Here is a 15999-nt window from a genome sequence, read left to right on the forward strand (position 1 = left end):
CGCGGTCAAGCGGACCCGCCGCGCCGTTCAGCGTGCACCGCGCCCGTAGGCCTGGCTGATGCGGTCGATGACCATGGCCAGGGCGACGATCGCCAGCCCGGCTTCCACACCCTGGCCTACGTTCAAGGTCTGGATACCGGCCAGCACATCCTCACCCAAGCCGCGCGCGCCGATCATCGACGCCACCACCACCATCGACAAGGCCATCATCACCGACTGGTTCAGCCCGGCCATGATGCTGGGCAGCGCCAGCGGCAGGGCTATGCGCCGCAACCGCTGCCAGCGGCTGGCGCCCAGCCCGTGGGCGGCCTTCAGCAACGACGGGTCGATCTGGCTCAGGCCCAGCTGGGTCAGGCGCACCAAGGGTGGCAGGGCGTAGATCAGGGTGGCGAATACAGCCGGCACCTTGCCCAGCCCAAACAGCATCAGCACCGGGATCAGGTACACGAACGCCGGCAGTGTCTGCATCACATCCAGAACCGGCAGCAACAACCGCCTGGCCAGTGGCCGGGCGGCCAGCAGGATGCCCAGCGGTACGCCAACCAGTACGCACAAACCCGTACTCACCAGCACCAAGGCCAGGGTCTGCAGCAGTTTGTCCCACAGCCCGAGCATGCCGATCAGTGCCAGCAGGGCCACCAGCACCACGCTGCGCAGCAGGCTGCGGCTGGCGTGCCAGGCCAGCAGGCCGACCATCGCCAGCAGCAGCCACCAAGGCACCAGGCGCAGCAGGTTCTCCAGCCCGACCAGCACCTGCAGCAACTGGTCCGACACGTTGCGCAAGTGGTCGCCGTAGTGCAACACCAGCCAGTCGACCACGCGGTTGACGCTGTCAGCGATGGAAAACTGCAAGGCTTGAGGGAAACCGCCGCTCACAGGCTGGCCTCGACCTTGGCGGCGATATCGGCGGGCAGCCAGGCCTTCCATACCTCGCGGTTATCGCGCAGGAAGGCCAGCGCGGCATCGCGCGGTGGCGTGCGCTTTTCACTCATGTTCGCCAGCGCCTGGTTCAGGCGCTGGATTGGCAAGTCGACCTGCTCGAAGACACGCACAAGGTCCGGGTAGCCATCGCGAAACGCCTTGGACACCCCGATCGACAATTTCGCCGGAAGTGACTGGCTGCCTTGGGGGTTGGGGTTGCTTGCATCGGTGAGGGTGGCCCAGGCATTGGCATCGAACGGGGGTTCTTGCAGGCGTACGAGCTTGTAACGGCCCATGAGTGGGGTAGGGTTCCAGTAGTAGAACAGCACGGGCTGGCCACGGCGGATGGCCGAGGTGATTTCGGCATCCATGGCGGCACCGGAGCCACTGCGGAAGTTGGTGTACAGCTCATTCAAACCGTAGGCCTTGAGCTTCTGGCTGTTCACGGTTTCGGAGGTCCAGCCGCTGGGGCTGTTGAGGAAGCGGCCTTTGTCGGGCGACTCGGGGTCGCGAAACACCTGCGGGTAGCGCTTGAGGTCCTGGACTTGGCGCAGCTCGGGGGCACTGGGCTCGATACCCCGGTCACGATCGCCCTCGATCACATAGGCCGGCACCCACCAGCCTTCTTCGGCATTTTTTACCGTGTCACCCAGGGCGAACACCTGGCCGGCCTGCTCGGCCTTGACCCAGGCGGGGCTGCGCCCGGCCCACTCCTCGGCGATGACCTGAAGGTCGTTACGTGCCAGCGCCACCTCCATGCTGACCGTGCTGCCGGGCAGGGTGTCGGTGGGGTAGCCGTAGCCGCGCTCGACAATCAGCCGCAATATCTCGGTGGTGAGTGCGCCGCTTTCCCAGCTGATGGCGCCGAAATGAATGGGGGCGGGCTGGTCGGCCGCTGCTGCGCTATCGGTGCTGGCCAGGCCAACCGTCAGCAGCAGCCCGGCCAGGAGCGCGGGGATTGTTTTCATGTGCACCTCGTCGTCGACAGTGCGGCAAGTGTAGACGACGAGGTTGGGCTGCCCTGGGGTCCACTGGCGCCCCCAATGCTTCAGACGCGGAACTGGTCCATCAGCGCCTGCTGCTGGTTGGCCAGGCTGTTCAGCGACTGGCTGACCCGGGCTGACTCATTGGCCTGGCCGGACAGCGATTCGGTCACGTCACGAATGGTGGCCACGTTGCTGTTGATTTCCTCGGCCACCGCGCTTTGTTCCTCGGCGGCCGAGGCAATCTGCAGGTTCATGTCGGTGATCACCGTCACCGCCTGGCCGATGCGCTGCAGCGCGGTCACCGCCTGGCCGACCTGCTCGACACCGCCCTGCGCCTGGCGGTGGCTCTGGTCCATGGCGCCGACCACTTCGCGGGTGCCGTTCTGCAGCGCCTCGATCACCTGGCGGGTTTCTTCCACCGACTCCTGGGTGCGTTGGGCGAGGTTGCGCACCTCGTCCGCGACCACGGCAAAGCCCCGGCCGGCCTCGCCGGCGCGCGCTGCCTCGATAGCGGCGTTGAGCGCCAGCAGGTTGGTCTGTTCGGCAATCGAGCGGATCACTTCCAGCACCGAGCCGATCTTCTCGCTGTTCTGTGCCAGGCCCTCGACCTCGGCCATGGCATCGCTCATGTTGGCGGCCAGGGCGTCGATGCTGCTGGTGGTCCGATCGATCACCGCCAGGCCTTCCCGGGTGGCCTGGTCGGCATCGCGTGCCGCCTGGGCGGCCTGGGCGGCGCTGCGTGCCACATCCTGGGCGGTGGCGCTCATTTCATGCGAAGCGGTGGCTACCTGGTCGACCTGGCGGTACTGCTGCTCCATGCCGGCGCTGGTTTCAGTCGCGATCGCCGAAGACTGGTCGGCGGTACCCCGGGCGGCCTGCACCGAGCGTTTCACCTCGGCGATGGTCGGTTGCAGCTTGTCGAGAAAACGGTTGAACCAGCCGGCCAGTTCACCGAGTTCGTCCTGCTTCTGGTAAGCCAGGCGCCGAGTGAGGTCACCTTCGCCGCTGGCGATATCCTTGAGCATGGCGGCCACGCCAAGAATCGGCCGGGTGACCCCGCGCGCCATCAGCCATACCAGCAGCAGGCCGGCGATCGCGGCAGCCAGGCCCAGGCCGAGTTCCAGCAAGGTTCCGCTGGTGTTCAGTGTGTCCAGTTCCTGCTTCAGTGCTTCAGCGGGGCCGGTCAGGGCATTTTCCGGCACATCCAGCAACACGCCCCAGGGCTGGGCATCAGGGATTGGCCGGAACGCGGCAAGCACTTTCAGGCGCTGCTGGTCATGCAGAATGCTCAGCTTGCCAGCGGCCAGCCTGCGCACCAGTTCGGCGCCATGGGCCGGGTCGACCTGGTCGACGCGCTGGGCCAGCTTGCTGGCGTCGGCGCTGTAGCCGGCCAGCAAGCCGACCGGGCTGAGAATGCCGACCCGTGTGCGGCCCTCGTACAGGTTGCGGCTGGCCTCTTCGCTGAGTGCCTGCAGGCTGTTGAGGTTGATGTCGATGGACAGCGTGGCGATGATCTTGCCATTGACCGTCAGCGGGAAAACGATACTGGTCATCAGCACTTGCTGGCCGTCGATGGCATAGAAGTACGGCTCCACCACGCACACCTTGCCGGTAGTGCGCGGGCATACCCACCAGGTGTTGGCCGGCTGGCCACTGGGGCCGATCTCGGTGTTGGCCATGTCATGTTCAGGCAGTGCCATGGCCGTCAGATGGCCGGCACGCGGCTGCGACCAGTACAGGGCGAAGCGCCCGGTCTCGTTGCTGCCCAGTTCCGGTTTGTCGGCGAACAGGTTGTCCTTGTTGTCCAGTGCATTGGGCTCGAACACCAGCGACAGGCCAAGCAGGTCGGGGTTGGCCTGCAAGGCGGCGCGTACCTGGCGCGTCATGTCCTCGCGCAGGTCGAAAGCATCGAGAAAGCGCTTTTCGGCCTGTTCGCGCAGGAACAGCACCTGGCGGGCGAAACCGGCACCGTACTGGTAGGCGTCCATGAACTGGCGGCGAATGTTCAACGCCTGTACTTCACCTTGCGACTCGATGCGCGACTGCGCCGCCTCGGTCAACATCTGCATGCTGCTGGCCTTGACCAGGTCCGAGCTGTGGTCCATGCGGTACAGCGACAGGCCGACGAGCAGGGTGACGATGCTGGCCAGGCAAAGGCCGGCGAGCAGGGTGATCTTCCACTGGATGGAGAGTTGTCGCAAAGGCATGGGGCGTTTCCCTTTTTCAATGCAGTAAGGGTTATGGCTTTGGGCAGGGTGGGCAGGTCGTGGGGGCAGGCAAGTGGCCCCAACATCACCGTATCGGCGCTGTAGGATTTTTCTTTATTCAAACATTCAATTTAAATTCCTCGCCGGTGAAATCCGCCGCAACCTGGCAATTTTGACATCTGCCGCCCACTGCTTCAGAGTTCGCGCTTTTTTCTGTCGTAAAGAGGTAAGCCCACCATGAATGCAGTGATCGCCGCGGTCGGCATCATGCTGATACTCAGCCTGTCCCGCGTGCACGTGGTCATCGCCCTGATCATTGGCGCCCTCGTCGGCGGCCTGACCGGTGGCCTGGGAATGGAAGGCACACTCAAGGCCTTCAACGGCGGCCTCGGTGGTGGGGCCACGGTGGCCTTGTCCTATGCATTGCTGGGCGCCTTTGCCGTGGCGATCGCCAAGTCCGGCCTGGCCCATGCCCTGGCCGACCGCGCCCTGGCCATGATCGACCGCCAGGGCCATGCCAATGCTGGCAAGCTCAAGTGGCTGATGATCGGCCTGATGCTGGCGGTGGCGGTGTCGTCGCAGAACATCCTGCCCATTCACATCGCCTTCATCCCGCTGCTGGTGCCGCCGCTGCTGTATGTGCTGACCCGCCTGCGCATCGACCGGCGGCTCATCGCCTGCGTGATCACCTTCGGCCTGATTACCCCCTACATGTTCCTGCCGGTGGGCTTTGGCAACATTTTCCTCAACGAAATCCTGTTGGCCAACGTGGCCCGCGCCGGTGTCGACGTGAGCGGCGTCAACGTCACCCACGCCATGGCGATCCCGGCTGCCGGCATGCTTGTCGGCCTGTTGCTGGCCGTGTTCGTCAGCTACCGCAAGAAACGCGACTACGACCTGGCACGCATTGCCCAGGTGGAGCAGGTGAGCGTGCAGTACAACCCGGTGACGCTGCTGGTGGCCGGGCTGGCGATTGCGGCGGCGTTCATCGTGCAACTGCTGCTCGATTCGATGATCATCGGCGCCATGGTCGGCTTTCTGATCTTCTCGTTGTCGGGCATCGTCAAGTGGCGCGACACCGACGACCTGTTCACCGAGGGCATGAAGATGATGGCCATGATCGGCTTCATCATGATCGCCGCCTCGGGCTTTGCCGAGGTGATGAAGGCCACGGGCGAGGTGAACAGCCTGGTGCAGGCTTCGGCGCAGTGGATCGACCACAGCAAGGGCGTAGGTGCCTTGCTGATGCTGCTGGTGGGGCTGCTGGTGACCATGGGCATCGGTTCGTCGTTTTCCACCGTGCCGATCCTGGCTGCGATCTTCGTACCACTGTGCGTCCAACTGGGCTTCGACCCGCTGGCCACGGTATGCATCGTCGGCACTGCCGGTGCCCTGGGTGACGCCGGCTCGCCGGCGTCGGACTCCACCTTGGGCCCGACCTCCGGGCTTAACGTGGATGGCCAGCACCACCACATCTGGGACACCGTGATCCCGACCTTCATCCATTACAACCTGCCGTTGCTGGCGTTCGGCTGGCTGGCGGCCATGACCTTGTAAGGCGGGGCGGGCGTCAGCCTTTGCCAGGCGGCGGCGAAATGCGGTTGAGCACGGTGCTGCCGTCCTTGCTGCGGGTCAGGTAGACCGGCAGCACCTTGGGCAGGTTGTTGACCAGGCGTTCCACCTCACGGGTATTGTAGACACCGCTGATGCGGATGCGCCCGGTGCTGGCATCGGCCAGCCGCAACGGCGCGTCGAGGTAGCGGTTGATCACCGGTAGTGCCTGTTCCAGGCTGAGGTTGTCGAGCACCAGTTTGCCGCTGCGCCAGGCCAGGCTATTGCCAACGTCGCCGCTCTGTTCCAGTTGCGGTTCGAAGTCGCCCTTGTGGTAGCTGGCCTGCATGCCAGGGCCAAGGCGATAGCCGCCGGCGCTGCCGTCGCTGGAGACCAGCACCGAACCTTCCAGCAACGTGACCTTGACCTGATCACGATACTTCCACACGTTGAACTGGGTGCCGGTCACGCGCGTCTGCCCGCGGCCGGCGCGCACGATGAACGGGTGGCTGCTGTCGTGCCAGACCTTGAAGAACGCTTCGCCACGCTTGAGTGTGACCTGGCGCTGGTCCTTGTAATTGAGGAAGGTCAGCTCGCTGTGCAGGTTGAGTTGCACCTGGCTGCCGTCGCTCAGGACCACGCTCTGCATGTGGTCAGTCGCTTCGAAGTGCTGGTAGCGATTGGGCAACCAACCCTGTTCCCAGCCGAACCAGCCCGCCAGTGGCAGCACGGCCAGGGCGATGGCGGCGGCAGAAGCCAGCGGCCGCCAGTTACGCCGGCGCCTGACGGCGATGGCCGCTGGGTTGACGTCCATGATCGTGGCGGTGCGCGGCAGCAGGTCGGCGGTTTGCCAGATTTCCAGCATGGCCTGGTATTCATCGGCATGCCTGGGGTCGGCCGCCTGCCAACGCAGGAATGCCTCGCGCTCGGCCGCCGTGCAATCGTCTGCATGCAAGCGCATGCACCAATGCGCGGCGGCGTCGGTGATCGCATCGTCAGGGGTGGGCTTGAGGCGGTCTTGGTTCATTGCGGCTCCGGGTTTTGCGCATTCTACCCTTGCGCATGGGCCCGGAGCACCTGGGTAATGGCGAATGACTATCAGTTGTGCCGGTTTTTCGCTGCAATTGTAACGGTTTTGAGCGTTTGAGAACCTTTCGCGCCCGCGCCGTCAGAACTGCGCTGCTGCCAGCCCGTACAGGCTCGCACTGCCTGCGCGAATGCTTGCTTCCAGTGCCAACTCGCGTGGCAACACGCGCTCGAAGAAAAAGTCCGCACAGGCCAGCTTGGCGCCGTAAAACCCGCTGTCTTCAGGCTGCTTGGCCAACGCCACCGCCGCCATGCGTGCCCACATATAGGCATACGCGGTAAGCCCGAACAGCTGCAGGTACTCCACCGCCACCGCACTGACCAGGTTCGCGTCTTCAGCGGCGCGTGCCTGCAGCCACGCGCTGGTGGCCTCCAGCCGTGTCAGGCTTGCCTGCAAGGCTGCCCGGTGCAGTGGGGCGTCCAGGCTGAACGCCCGTACCTCGGCGGCGAAGCTGGCCAGTGCCTGGCCGCCGTCCGCCAGCACCTTGCGCCCCAGCAAGTCGAGGGCCTGGATGCCATTGGTGCCTTCGTAGATCTGCGCGATGCGCACATCACGTACCCGTTGCTCCTGGCCCCATTCGCGAATGTAGCCGTGGCCACCGTACACCTGCTGGCCGAGCACGCAGCTTTCCAGGCCGTTGTCGGTGAAGAACGCCTTGGCCACCGGGGTCAACAGCGCCACCATGCGCTGGGCCTGCTCGCGTTCACTGCCAGCTTCGGCATAGCGCGCCACGTCGAGCTGCTGGCCCACATAGGCGGCAAACGCCCGGCCCCCTTCGGTGAGGGTGCGCATGGTCAACAACATTCGCCGCACATCGCCGTGGTGGATGATCGGGTCGGCGGCTTTGTCCCGCAGCTGCGGGCCCACGGCGGCGCGGCTCTGCAGGCGCTCGTTGGCGTAGCGGGCAGCCGCCTGGTACGACGCCTCGGCACAGCCGATGCCCTGGATGCCGATCGACAGGCGTTCATAGTTCATCATGGTGAACATGGCCGCCAGGCCCTTGTTCGGGGCGCCCACCAGATAACCCGTGGCTGCATCGAAATTCATCACGCAGGTGGCCGAGGCCTTGATGCCCATCTTGTGTTCGATCGAGCCGCAGTGGGCAGCATTGCGCTCGCCCAGCCGGCCATTGGCGTCAACCAGGAACTTGGGCACCAGGAACAACGAGATGCCCTTGGCACCGGCGGGCGCATCGGGCAGCTTGGCCAGCACCAGGTGGATGATGTTCTCGGTCAGGTCCTGCTCGCCGCCGGTGATGAAGATCTTGCTGCCGGTGATGCGGTAGCTGCCGTCGGCCTGGGCTTCGGCGCGGCTGCGGATCAACCCCAGGTCGGTGCCGGCATGCGGCTCGGTCAGGCACATGGTGCCGGCCCAGCGCCCTTGGTAGAGGGGCGGCAGGTAAGTGGCCTTGAGCGCCTCGCTGGCGTGCGCATCGATCGCCAGGCAACTGCCAGCGCTCAGCGCCGAATACAAGCTGAAGCTGCAGTCGGCCGCGTAGAGCATCTCTTCGAACAGCACCCCCAGCATCTTCGGCATGCCCATGCCGCCATAGGCCGGGTTGCCGCCCAGGCCGACCCAGCCGCCCTCGCGGTAGGTGTTCCACGCTTCGCGGAAGCCATCGGGCGTCGTGACGCTGCCGGCGTCGAAACGCACGCCTTGCTCGTCACCCTGGCGGCTGAGCGGGGCGACCAGCTGGCTGCTGACCTTGGCCGCTTCTTCCAGAATGGCGTCGGCGGTGTCGGCGTCTATGTGCTCGGCCAGGGCCGGCAGGCGCGCCCACAGGGCCGGGGCGTTGAATACATCGTGCAGTACGAAGCGCATGTCGCGCAGGGGGGCAGTGTAGGTGGTCATTGGCGGCTCTTGAAAAATGGCACATCAGGGTTGGCCCTTCGCGGCTGATCCCGCTCGCGCAACAGCGGGCGCATGTGGGTCAAGCCGCGAACAGGCCCCATGGGGTCAGAGGGTTCTGGCGCGGTCGCGCAGCAAGTACTTCTGGATCTTGCCGGTGGAGGTCTTGGGCAGCTCACCGAACACCACCGTCTTCGGCACCTTGAACCCGGCCAGGTGCTCGCGGCACCAGCTGCTGATGTCGGCTTCGCGCGTGTCTTCGCGGCCGGGCTTGAGGGCGACGAAGGCGCACGGGGTTTCGCCCCACTTTTCGTCCGGGCGGGCCACCACGGCGGCCTCCAGCACTGCCGGGTGCTTGTACAGTGCGTCCTCGACTTCGATGGTGGAGATGTTCTCGCCGCCGGAAATGATGATGTCCTTGAGCCGGTCCTTGATCTCCACATAGCCATCGGCGTGCCACACGGCCAGGTCGCCGGTATGGAACCAGCCCCCACGGAAGGCTTCAGCGGTAGCTTCCGGGTTTTTCAGGTAGCCCTTCATCACGGTATTGCCGCGCATGAAGATCTCGCCCAGGGTGTTGCCATCGCGCGGCACAGGTTCGAGGCTTTGCGGGTCCGCGACCATCAGCCCGTCGAGGGTGGGGTAGCGGACCCCCTGGCGGGCCTTGATTTGCGCACGCTCTTCCAGCGTCAGCGCATCCCATTCCTCGTGCCAGGCGCACACGGTCACCGGGCCGTAGACCTCGGTCAGCCCATAGGTGTGGGTCACCTTGATGCCCATTTGCTCGACGGCGCCAATGACCTTGGCCGGGGGCGCTGCGCCGGCCACCATCGCCTGCACCGGGTGCTCGATGGCAGCCTTGGCTGCCTCGGGCATGTTGACCAGGGCGTTGAGTACGATCGGCGCACCGCACAGGTGGCTGACCCGGTGTTCGCGGATCAGGTTCAGGACCTTTTGCGGGTCGACCCGGCGCAGGAACACGTGGGTGCCGGCCAGGGCGGTGATGGTCCAGGGGTAGCACCAGCCGTTGCAGTGGAACATCGGCAAGGTCCACAGGTACACCGGGCGATGGCCCATGGCCCAGGTCATCTGGTTGCCAATGGCGTTCAGGTACGCGCCACGGTGGTGATAGACCACGCCCTTGGGGTTGCCGGTAGTGCCGGAGGTGTAATTCAGCGAAATGGCCTGCCACTCGTCATTCGGCCAGTCCCAGGCAAATGCCGGGTCGCCCTCGGCAAGCAGGGCTTCATAGTCCAACGTGCTGACTGCGCGGCCCTCACCGTATTCCGGGTCATCCACATCCACCACCAGTGGCGGGTGCTCGAGCAGGGCCAGGGCGGCTGCGATGACCGTGTGGAATTCGCGGTCGGTGATCAGCACCTTGGCTTCGCCATGCTGCAGCATGAAGGCAATGGCCTCGGCGTCCAGGCGCACATTCAGGGTATTGAGTACGGCACCGGTCATCGGCACGCCGAAATGCGCTTCGAGCATGGCCGGGATATTCGGCAGCATGACCGCTACCGTGTCGCCACGGCCAATGCCGCGGCCGACCAGGGCGCTGGCCAGGCGTCGACAGCGTTGGTAGGTTTCCTGCCAGTTACGGCGGATGGCACCGTGAATGACCGCGGGGTAGTCGCCGTACACGGCGGCGGTGCGCTCGATGAAACTCAGCGGGGTGAGGGCGACATGGTTGACGGCAGCGGGCTGCAGGCCCTGGGCATAGATCGACATGCGGTAGTCCTGTAAGGGAGGCAGGCGCAGCGGCTGCTGCCTGGCCCCCGGTGGCTGATTGTTAGCTCTGTTCAGGGTGCACAGGGAGGCGCACGGTGGGGCGCTCCCTCTGTCGCATTTTTACGCGAATGGCTATGGTAATAGGAATATCGACCATAGCAATATAGTAGAAATACTATATAGGAGCCCTTCAACGTGGATCAACCTGCCGCCTGCCTGCTGGCCATGGACCCACAACCGAGCCTGCTGCTGGCCGCCGATGCCAGCGTGGTGGCGCTGAACCCGGCCTTGCAGGCCTGGGTTGCCGAGGGGCCTACGTTGCGTGCTTGGCTACCGGCCAACTGTACGGCGCTGGTCCGCGCCTGCCTGCGCCAGCACCGCGCAATCAGCGACGTGGAGGTACAGGTCGGCGCGCGCACCGTGCTCTGGACCTTCATGCCGGACGACCAGGGCCAACAGGTGCTGGGCCGCTGCCGTGACGCCAGCGAAGAGCGCCAGGGGGCACGCGAAGCCAGCCGCGCCAGGCGCCTGTACCGGTTGATCATCGAGAACACCACCGACCTGATTTCGCGGCACAGCCCCGATGGCCGTTTTCTCGATGCCTCACCGGCCGCCCACCGTCTGTTGGGCCTTTGGCCTGAGCAACTGCGTGGCAGGCTGGTGCATGGCCTGCTGCACCCGCGGGAGCGCCGCCAGGTGCTGCGCCAGGCCGCCGCTGCACTGGACCAGGACGGCTACCACACCATGACCTGCCGGGTGCGCCAGGCCAGCGGGGGCTACCGTTGGTTCGAGATCGCCAGCCGGGCGATCCGCGAAACCTACACGGGCGCGGTGGTGGAGGTGGTCAGCGTGTCTCGCGACATCACCTTGCGAATCGAAGCCCAGGAGAACCTGGCGCACAGCGCGCGGCTGGCCACCCTGGGTGAACTGGCTTCGGGCATTGCCCATGAGCTCAACCAGCCGCTGGCTGCCGTGGTCAACTATGCCAACGCCAGTCAGCGCTACCTGCACAGCCTGGGGCGTGACCCGCAAGCCCTGGAGCGGGTGGGGCAGGGCCTGCAGCGTATCAGCGAGCAGGCTACCCATGCCGCCGAAGTGATCCGCCGCCTGCGCGCGTTCCTGCGCAAGGGGCCGCGGCGCCTGCAGGCGCTGGACGTGGCTGAAGTGGCTGGCGAAGCCATGCGCCTGTGCGCCTGGGAGGCCGCCCGTGACCAGGTGCAGATCGAGCTACGCGTCAGCGCGCAACTGCCTTCGGTGTACGCCGACCGGGTGCTGTTGGAGCAGGTGCTGCTCAACTTGCTGCGCAATGCCATAGAGGCCAACCGTGAACACCACGGCGAGCGGCCATCGCATATCCTGCTTGGCGCAACGCGGGATGGCGACGGCGTGCTGGTCGAAGTCGCCGACCAGGGCACAGGGGTCGCGCCTGAACGCCTGGACGCGATTTTTACGCCGTTCACCACCAGCAAGGCGGATGGCCTGGGCCTGGGGTTGAGCATGAGCCGCAGCCTGATCGAAGGCTTCGGCGGCAGCCTGTGGGCGCGGGTGGGAGACAACGGTGGTCTGGTATTGTGCTGCCGGCTGGTGGTCAGCAGGCGCTAAGGGGAGCTGCGGTGCAAGCAAAAGTCTATGTGGTCGATGACGACCAGGGGATGCGTGATTCGACCGTCTGGTTGCTGCAGTCGGTAGGCCTGCAGGCGTTGCCATTTGCCACCGGGCAGGCGTTTCTGGAGGCGTGCGTCGACGACGGGCCTGCCTGCGTGCTCCTGGATGTGCGCATGCCGGGGCTCGGTGGCCTTGCCGTGCAGCAGGCCATGCACGCGCGTGGGCTGGCCCTGCCGGTGGTGTTCGTCAGCGGGCATGCCGATGTGCCCATCGTGGTACGGGCGTTCAAGGCGGGCGCCTGTGACTTCATCGAAAAGCCCTACAACGATCAGTTGCTGCTCGACAGTGTGCAGGCCGCACTGGAGCGCGCGGGGCGGGTACGCCAGGGCGATCAGGCGCTGGCGCAGGTGCAGGCGCGTATCGACAGCCTCACACCGCGAGAGCGTGACGTGTTCGTGCCGTTGGCCCAAGGGCTGAGCAACCGTGAAATCGCCGAGCGCCTGGGCATCAGTGTGAAAACCGTCGACCTTTACCGCGGCCGGGTAATGAAGCGGCTCCAGGCGGCCAGCCTGGCAGAGCTGGTGGGCATGGCCATAGCCTGCGGGGCGGTCGAAGCGTTGGGGCTGCGGGCTCGGCAGTAGCAACGCGGGTGGCGCCATGGCCAAGGGCGGGGCTTGCGCAAGCCACGACCGTGGGTACCGAACGGGCTGAATGATGAAATTTTGCATAGCAAGCTAATCAAGGCTTTGACATTCACTGCCTAGGCAGTAATATTTTCACACAACTCCCCGAGCGGTTATCGATGGCCCATTTTTCCCCCGAAAACTTCCAGAGCTGCGCCATTGGCATGCTGCTGGGGCGCGCGGCGATCCTCAAGGACCGCATCCTCGACTGGCACCTGGAGTCGGAGGGCGTGACCGCCGCCCAGTTCAAGGTGTTGATCATCGTCACCCAGTACCAGGTGGATACGCCGGCCGAACTGTGTCGCTACCTCGGGCTGGACAGCGGTTCGATGACCCGCATGCTCGACCGCCTCGAGCAGAAGGAGCTGATCGTGCGTAACCGCTGCGCCGACGACCGGCGCCAGGTGCGCCTGGCGCTGACGGCCGATGGCCAGCGCCTGGCCGACCGCCTGCCGGAAATCGGCGCTGCCGCCATGAACGAACTGTGCGGCGTGCTGGCCCCAGAAGAGTTGCAGACCCTGGAAGGCCTGTTGGCCAAGGTCCTGCTCAATGCCGGCGACCCCTTGACGGTGCGCCGCTTCGGCGACCGTTGAACCCTGTCACGAATTTTCAAGGTATTGTCATGGCCACTTCCACAGACACCCCGACACCCTCCGCAGCGCCCGAGCCGTCGCGCAAGCGCAAGGCCTGGCTGCTTGGCCTGCTGTTGCTGCTGGTGCTTGCCGGCATCGGCACCTGGGCCTGGTACAGCCTGGTCGGCCGCTGGTATGAAAGCACCGACGACGCCTACGTCAATGGCAACGTGGTGGAAATCACCCCCTTGATCACCGGCACTGTGACCAGCATTGGCGCCGATGACGGCGACCTGGTGCATGCCGGCCAGGTGCTGCTGCAGTTCGACCCGGCCGACAGCCAGGTGGCCCTGCAGTCGGCCGAAGCCAACCTGGCGCGCACCGTGCGCCAGGTGCGCGGGCTGTACAGCAATGTCGACTCGCTCAAGGCCCAGCTGGCGACCCGCCAGGCCGAACTGCGCAAGGCGCAGCAGGACTTCAACCGGCGCAAGGTGCTGGCCGACAGCGGTGCCATCGCTGCCGAGGAGCTGTCCCACGCCCGCGATGACCTGAGCGTGGCCCAGGCCGCGGTCAATAGCGCCCGCCAGCAACTGAGCACCAGCAGTGCCCTGGTCGACGACACCGTGGTGTCGTCGCACCCCGAGGTCATGGCGGCTGCGGCCGACCTGCGCCAGGCTTACCTCGACCACGCGCGCACTACCTTGGTGGCGCCGGTCACCGGGTATGTTGCCAAGCGGACCGTGCAGCTGGGCCAGCGCCTGCAGCCGGGCACCGCGACCATGGCGGTGATCCCGCTGGACCAGGTATGGATCGACGCCAACTTCAAGGAAACCCAGTTGCGCGACATGCGGATTGGCCAGCCGGTAGAGATCAGTGCTGACCTTTACGGCAGCGCAGTGACGTACAGCGGTACCGTCGACAGCCTCGGCGCAGGCACCGGCAGCGCCTTCGCCCTGCTACCGGCGCAGAACGCCACGGGCAACTGGATCAAGATCGTGCAGCGGGTGCCCGTGCGTATTCACCTGAACCCCGAGCAACTCAAGGACCACCCGCTGCGTATCGGCCTGTCCACCGTGGTCGAGGTCAACCTGCACGACCAGAGCGGCCCGACCCTTGCCCAGCAACCGCCGCAGAAGGCCAGCTATACCACTGAGGTTTATGACCGCCAGCTGGGCGAAGCCGATACCCTGATTGCCAAGCTGATCCACGAAAACAGCGCCCCTGGCAAGACGGCGCAGCGATGAGCGATAACGCCGCAGCGCAGTTCACCCCGCCGAGCCTGCTGCTGACCACCATCGGCCTGTCGCTGGCCACGTTCATGCAGGTGCTCGACACCACCATTGCCAACGTGGCCTTGCCGACCATTTCCGGCAACCTGGGCGTCAGCTACGAGCAGGGCACCTGGGTCATCACGTCGTTCGCGGTGAGCAATGCCATTGCCTTGCCGCTCACCGGCTGGCTGAGCCGGCGTTTTGGTGAGGTGAAGCTGTTCATCTGGGCCACGTTGCTGTTCGTGCTGGCCTCGTTCCTGTGTGGTATCGCCCAGTCCATGCCGGAGCTGGTCGGCTTCCGCGTGCTGCAGGGCGTGGTGGCCGGGCCGCTGTATCCCATGACCCAGACCCTGCTGATTGCCGTCTACCCGCCGGCGAAACGGGGGATGGCCCTGGCGCTGCTGGCGATGGTCACGGTGGTGGCGCCGATTGCCGGGCCGATTTTGGGTGGCTGGATCACCGACAGCTACAGCTGGCCATGGATCTTCTTCATCAACGTGCCGATCGGCCTGTTCGCTGCTGCAGTAGTGCGCCAGCAAATGCGCACCCGGCCGGTGGTGACCAGCCGCCAGCCGATGGACTACATCGGCCTGCTGACACTGATCATTGGCGTGGGTGCGTTGCAGGTGGTGCTGGACAAGGGTAACGACCTGGACTGGTTCGAGTCGTCGTTCATCATCGCCGGTAGCCTGATATCGGTGGTGTTCCTGGCGGTGTTCGTGATCTGGGAGCTGACCGACCGCCACCCGGTGGTGAACCTGCGGCTGTTCGTGCACCGCAATTTTCGCGTAGGCACGCTGGTGCTGGTCGGGGGGTATGCCGGGTTCTTCGGTATCAACCTGATCCTGCCGCAGTGGTTGCAGACGCAAATGGGCTACACCGCCACCTGGGCGGGCCTGGCGGTGGCGCCGATCGGCTTGCTGCCGGTGATCATGTCACCGTTCGTGGGCAAGTACGCGCACCGCTTCGACCTGCGCGTGCTGGCGGGGCTGGCGTTCCTGGCAATCGGGGGCAGCTGCTACATGCGCGCCGGGTTCACCAGCGAGGTGGATTTCCAGCATGTGGCACTGGTGCAGTTGTTCATGGGGATCGGGGTCGCGTTGTTCTTCATGCCGACCTTGAGCATCCTGCTGTCCGACCTGCCGCCGCAGCAGATCGCCGACGGCTCGGGGCTGGCCACCTTCCTGCGGACTTTGGGCGGCAGCTTTGCGGCGTCGTTGACCACCTGGATCTGGATTCGCCGGGCGGACCAGCATCATGCTTACCTGAGCGAGAACATCAGCCAGTTCGACCCGACCACGCGGCATACCCTCGAACAGCTGGGCGGGGCCAACCCGCAGAGTTATGCGCAGCTTGAGCAGATACTCAACGGGCAGGCCTACATGATGTCCACGGTGGACTACTTCACCCTGATGACCTGGGTGTTCGCCGGGTTGATCCTGTTGGTGTGGTTTGCCAAGCCACCGTTCACCGCCAAGGCGGGGCCGGCGTCGGCGGGGCATTGACGCCGTTGTGCAGGTTGGCACGGGGTGGCGGC

12 protein-coding genes are annotated in these 15999 nt (G+C 65.3%); 6 read left to right on the top strand and 6 right to left on the bottom strand.

Going from position 1 to position 15999, the window contains the following annotated elements:
• Positions 1-27: 27 nt before the first annotated feature.
• From FPB55_RS10680 to FPB55_RS10690, 3 genes are all read right to left on the bottom strand, one after another.
• Positions 28-876, bottom strand: a complete 849-nt coding sequence (locus tag FPB55_RS10680; RefSeq protein WP_110679824.1) for a proline/glycine betaine ABC transporter permease — start codon at positions 874-876, stop codon at positions 28-30.
• On the bottom strand, positions 873-1889 hold the full coding sequence (locus FPB55_RS10685) for an ABC transporter substrate-binding protein (RefSeq protein WP_115294017.1): 1017 nt from the start codon (positions 1887-1889) through the stop codon (positions 873-875). The genes FPB55_RS10680 and FPB55_RS10685 overlap by 4 nt, the downstream gene beginning before the upstream one ends.
• 80 nt (positions 1890-1969) lie before the next feature.
• Positions 1970-4114 carry a methyl-accepting chemotaxis protein gene (locus tag FPB55_RS10690; RefSeq protein ID WP_115294018.1) on the bottom strand — a complete coding sequence of 715 codons (2145 nt, stop codon included), beginning with the start codon at positions 4112-4114 and terminating at the stop codon, positions 1970-1972.
• Between the two features lie 237 nt (positions 4115-4351).
• Here FPB55_RS10690 and FPB55_RS10695 point away from each other — a divergent pair, with 237 nt between their 5' ends.
• On the top strand, positions 4352-5671 hold the full coding sequence (locus FPB55_RS10695) for a Na+/H+ antiporter NhaC family protein (protein ID WP_054904446.1): 1320 nt from the start codon (positions 4352-4354) through the stop codon (positions 5669-5671).
• 13 nt (positions 5672-5684) lie between these two features.
• Here FPB55_RS10695 and FPB55_RS10700 read toward each other — a convergent pair whose 3' ends face one another.
• The 3 genes from FPB55_RS10700 to FPB55_RS10710 all read right to left on the bottom strand — a co-directional run bounded on the left by FPB55_RS10700 (position 5685) and on the right by FPB55_RS10710 (position 10331).
• Positions 5685-6692, bottom strand: coding sequence for a FecR family protein (locus FPB55_RS10700; protein ID WP_125854690.1), 1008 nt, complete (start codon positions 6690-6692; stop codon positions 5685-5687).
• Between the two features lie 141 nt (positions 6693-6833).
• A complete protein-coding gene (locus FPB55_RS10705; protein WP_125854689.1) occupies positions 6834-8603 on the bottom strand; it encodes an acyl-CoA dehydrogenase C-terminal domain-containing protein in 1770 nt (589 codons plus the stop codon).
• Between the two features lie 105 nt (positions 8604-8708).
• Positions 8709-10331, bottom strand: coding sequence for an acyl-CoA synthetase (locus tag FPB55_RS10710; RefSeq protein WP_144188133.1), 1623 nt, complete (start codon positions 10329-10331; stop codon positions 8709-8711).
• Positions 10332-10556: 225 nt separating this feature from the next.
• On the opposite strand from FPB55_RS10710, the gene FPB55_RS10715 reads away from it, so the two are divergent.
• The 5 genes from FPB55_RS10715 (at position 10557) to FPB55_RS10735 (ending at position 15967) form a co-directional block, all read left to right on the top strand.
• Complete coding sequence (locus FPB55_RS10715) at positions 10557-11933, top strand: PAS domain S-box protein (RefSeq protein ID WP_115295280.1); 1377 nt, start codon at positions 10557-10559, stop codon at positions 11931-11933.
• Positions 11934-11944: 11 nt separating this feature from the next.
• On the top strand, positions 11945-12577 hold the full coding sequence (locus FPB55_RS10720) for a response regulator (protein WP_009686668.1): 633 nt from the start codon (positions 11945-11947) through the stop codon (positions 12575-12577).
• Between the two features lie 161 nt (positions 12578-12738).
• On the top strand, positions 12739-13212 hold the full coding sequence (locus tag FPB55_RS10725; protein ID WP_009686669.1) for a MarR family transcriptional regulator: 474 nt from the start codon (positions 12739-12741) through the stop codon (positions 13210-13212).
• A 29-nt stretch (positions 13213-13241) separates the two neighbouring features.
• On the top strand, positions 13242-14435 hold the full coding sequence (locus FPB55_RS10730) for an HlyD family efflux transporter periplasmic adaptor subunit (RefSeq protein WP_009686670.1): 1194 nt from the start codon (positions 13242-13244) through the stop codon (positions 14433-14435).
• Positions 14432-15967 (top strand): DHA2 family efflux MFS transporter permease subunit, encoded by a 1536-nt coding sequence (locus FPB55_RS10735; protein WP_009686671.1) that lies wholly within the window; start codon positions 14432-14434, stop codon positions 15965-15967. Before FPB55_RS10730 ends, FPB55_RS10735 begins: the two co-directional genes overlap by 4 nt.
• Positions 15968-15999: the final 32 nt, after the last annotated feature.

Source organism: Pseudomonas sp. BJP69 (assembly GCF_007633355.1).
Lineage (GTDB): Bacteria > Pseudomonadota > Gammaproteobacteria > Pseudomonadales > Pseudomonadaceae > Aquipseudomonas > Aquipseudomonas juntendi.